We start from the raw sequence: 8133 nt of genomic DNA, 5'->3' as shown, positions 1-8133 counted from the left end.
AAAGTGCATAGTTTTAACTACAGTCTGCGACCAATAAAACAAAAGAGGATCAGGTAAATAATTTATCTGATCCTCTTTTGTTTTATAAACTTCACTTGTTTTAATTCTTTAATAGCTTCATCATTAACTGAAAGCTAAGTTCATCTAAAGATTTTAAAGATTCCTCTGTAGAGCTATTAGCTAATATGATTAACCCTTTCTTTTTAACTGGATCAAAGCCAACATAGTTTGAATATCCACTATCTACAGCTCTTGAAAAATACAGCTTGGTGTCATTGCCAAAAGGAAAGGCTATTTTCCAACCCGAAGACAACCAATAGGTAGGTGATACAATGACACTTGCTCGTCTTGTCAACGACAAATCTTCATCTGTTGGATCAAATTGTGCTTGAACAAACTTGCCCAAATCTACTGTATTCGAATAAGTACTTGTTGCATATTTAAACATACTTACTGGTACTACAGTAGACTCTTGCCCTAATCTATTAATTCCCTTTAAAATCTTTTTATTCTTCTTTTGATAATCAACTATGCTACTATTCATTTTGTAAGGTTTGAAGATTTGATCTTCAACAAGTGTATTAAAGTCACTTTCGAGTGCTTTTGACACCACATCACCCAAAATAGCATATCCCAAAAAAGAAAAACTTTGTTTTAACTGCATGTTTAAAGAATCTATTGTGAGTTGATTCTTTAAATACTCGTGGAGTTGATTTTGATTATATCCACTAAAGAACTCATCTTCGCCAATACTAACAGATTCCAAAGGCGGTAACATGGGAACAAAACTGGTATGATTGGCTAATTTAGTTAATGGAAGTCTAACTTTATTATTGAATTCGAAATCATAAAAGTCATTGGCATCTTGTGTTAACTCTATTTTTCCTTGATTAACTGCTTTTGCAAATAAGGTTGAGGTATAAATAGTAGCAAAGTTCGCCATTGAGAATAAATTTTCTCTATTATCTTTCAGTACTATCTTACCCTTTTTATTTTCTACTCCAAAGTAATTCACTTGATCGTTGTCAATGATAGCCACTGCAAACTGTCCTTTCGCAGGTAGACCTTTAGCAGATTCTAAAAGAATATCTTGGTTACTTTTCTGTGTTATTGCAGATGCCTTCTTATTATTATCCGGCATATCAATAATGCGGAATCCCTCCAACTCTCCCTGAGAATTGATAGCCAAGTTTAATAATGCTACTTCCTTATTCTCAAACTCTGTTCGGTAAAGAGCCAATTGATTATCGTCTAATCCATAGAACTCTATACTCTTAATATTTCCCATTTTTCCCTTCATCTCAACAAAGAAATTCTTTGCTTGATTGAAAGGCAATTCCTCTTTTAGAGAAGTAGAGAAATACGTGTAAAAGTCATCATAATCTTCCGAATTATAATCTTTTACAAAGGTTTCAACTATTACATTTTTTTCTTTCTCTTGAGCATGTACTACACCTATTGACAGTAAGGTCAATAAGAAAAGAATCTTTATACGCTTCATATATCATCTAACTTTATCCTCTAAATATATTAGTAATTTTACAGATAACATTCTTTTTAACAATAATTCAATATTTTTTTACAATAATATATCCTTTGTGAAACTCACATATCATAGAATATAAAGATTACTGCCAGTCATTAACTTGAATCCATACAAAAAAAGGCAACCATACGGTTGCCTTTTCTTTCGTTTGTAGTTTGTAAATGTATGTATAAGATTTTTATTATATCTTATTTATTTCCTTTTGCGTAATCGGCTAAGAACTGAGCTAATCCATTATCTGTCAAAGGATGTTTTAACAATCCTTCGATAGCACTTAATGGCCCAGTCATTACGTCTGCTCCAATCTTAGCACAGTTCACAATATGCATTGTGTGACGCACTGATGCAGCTAAGATTTCAGTATGAAAACCATAGTTATCATAGATTTGACGAATTTCTTGGATTAACATTAATCCATCAGTTGAAATATCGTCTAAACGTCCAACAAATGGAGATACATAAGTAGCTCCCGCCTTAGCAGCTAATAAAGCTTGCCCTGCTGAGAACACTAATGTTACATTTGTTTTAATACCTTTAGAAGAAAAATACTTACATGCTTTTATACCTTCTTTTGTCATTGGTAATTTAACAACAATCTGAGGATTTAAAGCTGCTAACTCTTCACCTTCTTTTATCATCCCATCATAATCGATCGAGATAACTTCTGCACTAACATCACCATCTACAATTTCACAAATTGTTTTGTAGTGGTTAATAATGTTCGCAGCCCCTGTAATGCCTTCTTTAGCCATTAAAGAAGGGTTGGTAGTTACACCATCTAAAACACCAAGTGCTTGAGCTTCTCTAATCTGATCTAAATTAGCTGTGTCAATAAAAAATTTCATAGTAATATATTTCTTATATTATGTTATGCTGTAGTCCAAAATTACAACTTATATCTGGGTTAATCACAATTTTTGAATCATAATTTATTCCTTTATCTTATAATGATTCATTAGCAATTTCTCATAAGTTTTACTCGGTAGAACCTTCTTTAAGAATAAAGAAAACTTTTGCAACTTCTCCCCAACTTTATACCTAACTTTAGGTTTTTTAGTATTGATTATTTTAAAAATAGCTTCAGCCATTTCCATTGGATTATTACCACTATCCACATGTGTATTTGCCATGTCTAAAGACATTTGATAAACATCTTTATACGGAGAGTCTTGTAACACTGGAGCATGATATCTTCCTGCAGCAATATTAGTGGCAAAATCTCCAGGAGCTACATTTGTAACTTCTATTTTGAAAGGTTTCAGTTCCATGCGCAAAGCCTCTGTTATCATCTCTAAAGCGCTTTTTGAAGATGAATAAATACCTCTAAAAGGCAATCCCATATATCCTGCAATAGAAGTAACATTAATAATTAAACCACCTTTCTGATTTCGCATCGTAGGTAATGCTGCTTTGATAACTTCAATTGGACCAAAAACGTTAGTTTGAAAATTATTAATTATCTCATCTGTAGGAATTTCTTCAATAGGACCAGTAATTCCTACACCTGCATTGTTGATTAAGATGTCGATTCTCCCTTCTTTTGCTACTACTTCAGCTATAGCACTTACAATAGTTACTTTATCTCTTACATCGAGCTGAACTAATGGAAATTTAGATCCTACGACCCTCTCTGGATTGCGACTTGTTCCATAAACTTTAAATCCCTTTAGAGTTAAATACTCTCCTACACATTTGCCTATACCAGAAGATCCTCCAGTGATAAAAACTACTTTACTCATTTTACTTTTCTTATTTAAACAAATATAATACTATCGATAACAATAATAAAGAATACACTATAATTTGATAAGTTGCTATATTTACACAAAACTAATTAGTTCCACATGATTAAAAACACATTATTACTTGGTTTGTTTGCTGTACTCTTGCTAAATTCTTGTAAAGGCGTACAGCAAAATTTAGATAATAGTATTTTAAACAACACTACTGTAGTACCATATCAATATTACGCGCTAATTAACCAAGATTCGATTGCAACAAACTTAAAAAAGCTTGCTTCTGATGAATTTCAAGGTAGACGTACTGGCGAGCCTGGTCAGAAAAAAGCAACTGAATTCATTGTCAACTTCTACAAGAAAAGGGGAATTGCACCACCAAAAGAAATGGATGGCTATCTACAGAGTATTCCCTCTTCATTTATGAAACCTTCAATGATGAAACTACAAGACAGTGAGAATATACTAGCCTATTTTGAAGGAACAGAAAAACCAGAGGAAGTTTTGATTATTTCTGCTCATTATGACCATATGGGAATACTATTAGATCAAATATATTACGGAGCTGATGACAATGGTTCTGGAACTGCATCTATTATGGAGATAGCAAGAGTATTTCAACAATTAAAAGAACAAGGGATTCAACCCAAGCGATCTGTATTGTTTATCCACCTTACAGGGGAAGAATTTGGACTTTTTGGTTCAAAGTACTATGTTCAGAATCCTATATTTCCAATTGAAAACACCATTGCTAACCTTAATATTGATATGATAGGACGCCGAAGTAAAGAGCACTCTGGCAAAGGTGATTATATTTTTGCAGTTGGTTCAGGAAAATTGAGCAAAGATCTTTATGATGTTGTAAGTTCAGCAAATAAAGAATCAATCAACCTTACAATTGATTATAAATTTGACGATGAAAATGATCCACAACAAATTTATTATCGATCTGATCATTATAGTTTTGCCCAAAAAGGTATTCCGGCAGTATTTTATTACAATGGCACTCATGATGACTACCATTTACCTTCAGATACTTTTGATAAAATAGATCTACCTTTACTTACAAAGAGAACTCAATTAATCTTTACAACAGCTTGGAAATTAGCAAATGGAGAACACAGACCCCAACTTACAGAAAAAAAGAACTAAAAGAGCCAAAATAATTGATATCTCATTATTTATCTTGTGCATGACAAATCTTATATTATGGCTTATAAGAGCTGGGTATGCCTATAATATAGAAAGCTATACTGCCTTTGCTTGGATTTATAATAATTTATTTACTCCAATGTACTATGCCTTATATGTACTTCCCATTGCTCTTGTGCTAAGTTTTATCAATCGAAGGATTACTTTAGATTCTTTTTCATTCCTATCTATCAAATGCTTAGCAATTACCTATATACTAATATTTATAATTAGATAAAACATTCTAACATATACTGACAAAAAAAGGCCATTCTAAATAGAATAGCCTTTTCCTTTTGGGTGGATGATGGGTTTCGAACCCACGACCTTCGGAACCACAATCCGACGCTCTAACCAACTGAGCTACAACCACCGTGTCATGAATTTTATTTTAAAACTAAATCCCAAAGTTTTTGGGTGGATGATGGGTCTCGAACCCACGACCTTCGGAACCACAATCCGACGCTCTAACCAACTGAGCTACAACCACCGTGTTTTGTTTAACGGTTGCAAAGGTACCTATTTTTCTATACCTCGCAAGCTTTTTTAGAAAAAAATTACATCAATTTATCTAAACTGCTGACTGCTAAATACCTTTCAACAGTAAATCCTTCTGCGAATTCTTTATTAACCAACCTTCCTAGATCCTGCGCGCGATACGTTATGCTATCCAAAAAGTTTTTTGATGTTATTGGCGTTTTCGGTTCACTCGATTTTGGATCGTAAAATTGCGTCCCATAAGCCAAAACTGAAGCTAATTTTTGCTCCATAAAACCTTCTACATCTACAACAAAATCTGGCTCAATATTCTTCCATTGAATATAGTGATAAACCAGTTTTGGCCTCCATGCTTCTTGACTAACTCCGTCTAACTCTGTCTGAATCTTCATCAATCCAGATAAAAAACAAGCATCAGAAACAAGCTTACTTCCTTTTCCGTGGTCAATATGCCTATCGTCTATAGCATTACACAAGACAATCTCTGGCTTATACTTGCGTATCATTCTTATTATTTCCAGTTGGTGTTTTTCATCATTGACAAAAAAGCCATCTCTAAAACCCAAATTCTCACGTGCAGACACACCAAGTATTCTTGCTGCTTCTTCTGCTTCTGCTTTACGTGTTTCAGCTGTGCCACGAGTTCCAAGCTCTCCTCTGGTTAAATCAACTATTCCCACAGTTTTCCCCAATGACACTTCTTTGGCAATTGTTGCTCCACATCCAAGTTCCACATCATCTGGATGTGCTCCAAAAGCTAAGATATCTAATTTCATCATTCCTTTGTTGTGAACTCTTAATCATTCTTACTAACTGTTAAAAAAAACAAGAGTAATTCAGATACAAATTCCTTTTAATATTAATACTAATTATTTTAAAACCTTTTTCATCGTCGAAGACTTATTCACAGTTTCGATAAACTCCGACGTAGGATCACTATCTTTAGTCACCCCACACCCAATGTATAAGCTCACTTTGTCACATTCCACTTCCATGCAGCGTAGATTAACGTATAAATCAGTCTCTTCTACCGTTTGTTCAATCACATTACAGTTTAGTTCACCTATATATCCTGCATAGTATTTACGCTCATAGCCTTCTTCATTAATCAAAAACTCTCTGGCCTTCGCTTTTGGCATACCACATACCGCTGGCGTGGGATGCAATGCATCTACAATAACTTTAACGTTATTTTCTTTAAGTTCTGCTACCACACTTGTGCATATATGCATAACGCGTGCAGCTCTTTTAGTAAATGGTTCAGAAACTGTTATCTTGTTAGCTAATGGATTTAAACTTTCCACTATAAAATCAGTCACAAACTGCTGTTCTTCCTTCTCTTTTTGCTCCCATACCACATCTTGTTGCCCATTATTTACTTGGGTTCCTGCTAATGCCATGGTCTCTAATACTCCATCCTTTACTTTTAATAGTGATTCGGGTGTTGCACCTGCCCACATCCCTATTTCTGGATGATAAATCACATAACAAAAAGCCGTAGGATATGATAAGCACAATCTATTAAACAGCCCTTCCAAATCACCTTGAACGTCTACTTGGATACTCTCTTTTCTGGATGGCACTACTTTTCCAAAAACATTCTGCTTAATTGCCGACACACATCGCTTCACCAAATCTTCAAAATTCTCTTTAGCAATCGCATCATTGTAATTTAATTCAACGTCCTCTAAATCCAATTTCCCTTGTGGCGCTTGCTCTACAATAATAGCTGATTCAGATAAAGGAATATAAAATCGCTTTCCTTGTGCAAAAGGAGCTAAAACAAATCCCACTTCATCAAAATTCTCAATAAGGTGTAGCTCTCGCGTTTTTTGAAAAAGCCCCACCATTTGATCTGCATTAGGCTTTCTATATACTACAAATGGTCTTTTTTCTTCAAATTGCTTAAGTAAACATTTATACAAATACATACTTACTTTCTTCTATCTATTACAATATTAGTTATTTTACAGAGTGAAATTAACTCCCCATTTTCATCTGTTATGCGAATTTCCCATAAATGCAACATACGACCTCTATGAATCAACTTAGCTGTTCCTGTCACTAAACCAGCTCTCTTACTTTTTACGTGATTAGCAGAGATTTCAATACCTCTGATTTCCTGCGTTTCTGGATCTATCAACATAAGAGAAGCCCCACTCCCTAAGCTTTCTGCCAAGGCCACTGAGGCACCACCATGCAACAATCCCATGGGTTGATGCACTTCAGGTTTAACTGGCATAGTTGCTACAAGGTATTCTGGGCCTGCATCAACGTATTTTATTCCCAATGTTTCCATCAGGGTATTCTTAGAGACTTTAGCATACATTTCTAAAATAGCCTCCTTATCAAAGTTCTTTCTTATATTATTGCTCATAATCTTACAAATTTAAAACCTATGTGGCTTAGTGCTCTTAAAATTAAAGTAAATTTCCCCTTCAATTCTTAAAAAAAATATAATTATCACTCTTTTTCCTATATCTCCAAGTTTCCTGACTTTAATCAACGTTCAATTTCTTATTTTTTAGTAATTTTGCCCCACAAAAACATACACACAAACTACAACTTTTTTTAAACACAATGGAAGATATCCAGGCAGAAGTGCACAAAGCATACGAAATAATCAAAAATGGTGGTATCATTTTATACCCTACAGATACTGTATGGGGAATAGGTTGTGACGCAAATAATCCAGAAGCTGTAAAGAAAATTTACAGTTTAAAACAAAGAGCTGAATCCAAAAGCATGATTGTTCTTGTCAATGGAGACAGACTTCTACATAGGGTTTTTAACGAAATTCCCGAAGTTGCTTGGGATATCCTTGATTATAGCGACAAGCCAACAACACTTGTTCTTGACAATCCAAGATATGTTGCTAAAGAGATTATTTCCTCTGACAACGCTTTAGGCGTTCGAATTGTTACGGAGCCTTTTTGTTTTAAATTAATTGAGCGAATGAAATCGCCTTTGGTTTCAACTTCTGCTAATATAAGCGGACAGCCTTCTCCTCAAAATTTCAAGGAAATATCAAAGGAAATTATTGACGGGGTAGATTATGTTGTGAATCTAAGACAAACAGAAATCAAACCTGTTAAACCATCAACTGTAATAAAACTAACAGCAAATAGTCAAGTGACAATACTTAGAAAATAACGGTATTGT

The 8133-nt window shown here is 34.2% G+C and carries 8 protein-coding genes and 2 tRNA genes; 2 read left to right on the top strand and 8 right to left on the bottom strand.

Annotated features, from left to right (window positions below; all coding sequences use genetic code 11):
• Positions 1-100: 100 nt before the first annotated feature.
• The 3 genes from GJV76_RS09425 to GJV76_RS09415 all read right to left on the bottom strand — a co-directional run bounded on the left by GJV76_RS09425 (position 101) and on the right by GJV76_RS09415 (position 3285).
• Positions 101-1501 (bottom strand): serine hydrolase, encoded by a 1401-nt coding sequence (locus GJV76_RS09425; protein WP_155092366.1) that lies wholly within the window; start codon positions 1499-1501, stop codon positions 101-103.
• 233 nt (positions 1502-1734) lie between these two features.
• Positions 1735-2391 carry a fructose-6-phosphate aldolase gene (fsa, locus tag GJV76_RS09420; protein ID WP_155092365.1) on the bottom strand — a complete coding sequence of 219 codons (657 nt, stop codon included), beginning with the start codon at positions 2389-2391 and terminating at the stop codon, positions 1735-1737.
• Positions 2392-2475: 84 nt separating this feature from the next.
• Positions 2476-3285, bottom strand: a complete 810-nt coding sequence (locus GJV76_RS09415; RefSeq protein ID WP_155092364.1) for an SDR family oxidoreductase — start codon at positions 3283-3285, stop codon at positions 2476-2478.
• 105 nt (positions 3286-3390) lie between these two features.
• On the opposite strand from GJV76_RS09415, the gene GJV76_RS09410 reads away from it, so the two are divergent.
• Complete coding sequence (locus GJV76_RS09410; protein WP_155092363.1) at positions 3391-4434, top strand: M28 family metallopeptidase; 1044 nt, start codon at positions 3391-3393, stop codon at positions 4432-4434.
• Positions 4435-4772: 338 nt separating this feature from the next.
• Here the strand turns inward: GJV76_RS09410 and GJV76_RS09405 are convergent.
• The 5 genes from GJV76_RS09405 to GJV76_RS09385 all read right to left on the bottom strand — a co-directional run bounded on the left by GJV76_RS09405 (position 4773) and on the right by GJV76_RS09385 (position 7348).
• A tRNA-His gene (locus GJV76_RS09405) sits at positions 4773-4846 on the bottom strand.
• Between the two features lie 43 nt (positions 4847-4889).
• Positions 4890-4963 (bottom strand) — tRNA-His (locus GJV76_RS09400).
• A 67-nt stretch (positions 4964-5030) separates the two neighbouring features.
• On the bottom strand, positions 5031-5747 hold the full coding sequence (bshB1, locus tag GJV76_RS09395; RefSeq protein ID WP_155092368.1) for a bacillithiol biosynthesis deacetylase BshB1: 717 nt from the start codon (positions 5745-5747) through the stop codon (positions 5031-5033).
• 93 nt (positions 5748-5840) lie between these two features.
• Positions 5841-6902 (bottom strand): chorismate-binding protein, encoded by a 1062-nt coding sequence (locus tag GJV76_RS09390; RefSeq protein WP_155092362.1) that lies wholly within the window; start codon positions 6900-6902, stop codon positions 5841-5843.
• A gap of 2 nt (positions 6903-6904) precedes the next feature.
• Positions 6905-7348 (bottom strand): PaaI family thioesterase, encoded by a 444-nt coding sequence (locus GJV76_RS09385; RefSeq protein ID WP_155092361.1) that lies wholly within the window; start codon positions 7346-7348, stop codon positions 6905-6907.
• Positions 7349-7551: 203 nt separating this feature from the next.
• Between GJV76_RS09385 and GJV76_RS09380 the strand changes: the two genes are divergently transcribed.
• Positions 7552-8124, top strand: a complete 573-nt coding sequence (locus GJV76_RS09380) for an L-threonylcarbamoyladenylate synthase (RefSeq protein WP_155092360.1) — start codon at positions 7552-7554, stop codon at positions 8122-8124.
• Positions 8125-8133: the final 9 nt, after the last annotated feature.

Origin of the sequence: Myroides albus (genome assembly GCF_009711045.1) — a bacterium.
In the GTDB taxonomy this organism is placed as follows: Bacteria; Bacteroidota; Bacteroidia; order Flavobacteriales; family Flavobacteriaceae; genus Flavobacterium; species Flavobacterium album_A.
Note: the sequence above shows the minus strand (reverse complement) of the source record. Positions and strands in the feature narration are given on the sequence as shown.

Bases quoted from the DNA above. Each gene is read 5' to 3' on its own strand.
- GJV76_RS09415 (WP_155092364.1), bottom strand. From the start codon at position 3,285: ATGAGTAAAGTAGTTTTTATCACTGGAGGATCTTCTGGTATAGGCAAA.
- GJV76_RS09425 (WP_155092366.1), bottom strand. From the start codon at position 1,501: ATGAAGCGTATAAAGATTCTTTTCTTATTGACCTTACTGTCAATAGGT.
- fsa (WP_155092365.1), bottom strand. From the start codon at position 2,391: ATGAAATTTTTTATTGACACAGCTAATTTAGATCAGATTAGAGAAGCT.
- GJV76_RS09385 (WP_155092361.1), bottom strand. From the start codon at position 7,348: ATGAGCAATAATATAAGAAAGAACTTTGATAAGGAGGCTATTTTAGAA.
- GJV76_RS09410 (WP_155092363.1), top strand. From the start codon at position 3,391: ATGATTAAAAACACATTATTACTTGGTTTGTTTGCTGTACTCTTGCTA.
- bshB1 (WP_155092368.1), bottom strand. From the start codon at position 5,747: ATGAAATTAGATATCTTAGCTTTTGGAGCACATCCAGATGATGTGGAA.
- GJV76_RS09380 (WP_155092360.1), top strand. From the start codon at position 7,552: ATGGAAGATATCCAGGCAGAAGTGCACAAAGCATACGAAATAATCAAA.
- GJV76_RS09390 (WP_155092362.1), bottom strand. From the start codon at position 6,902: ATGTATTTGTATAAATGTTTACTTAAGCAATTTGAAGAAAAAAGACCA.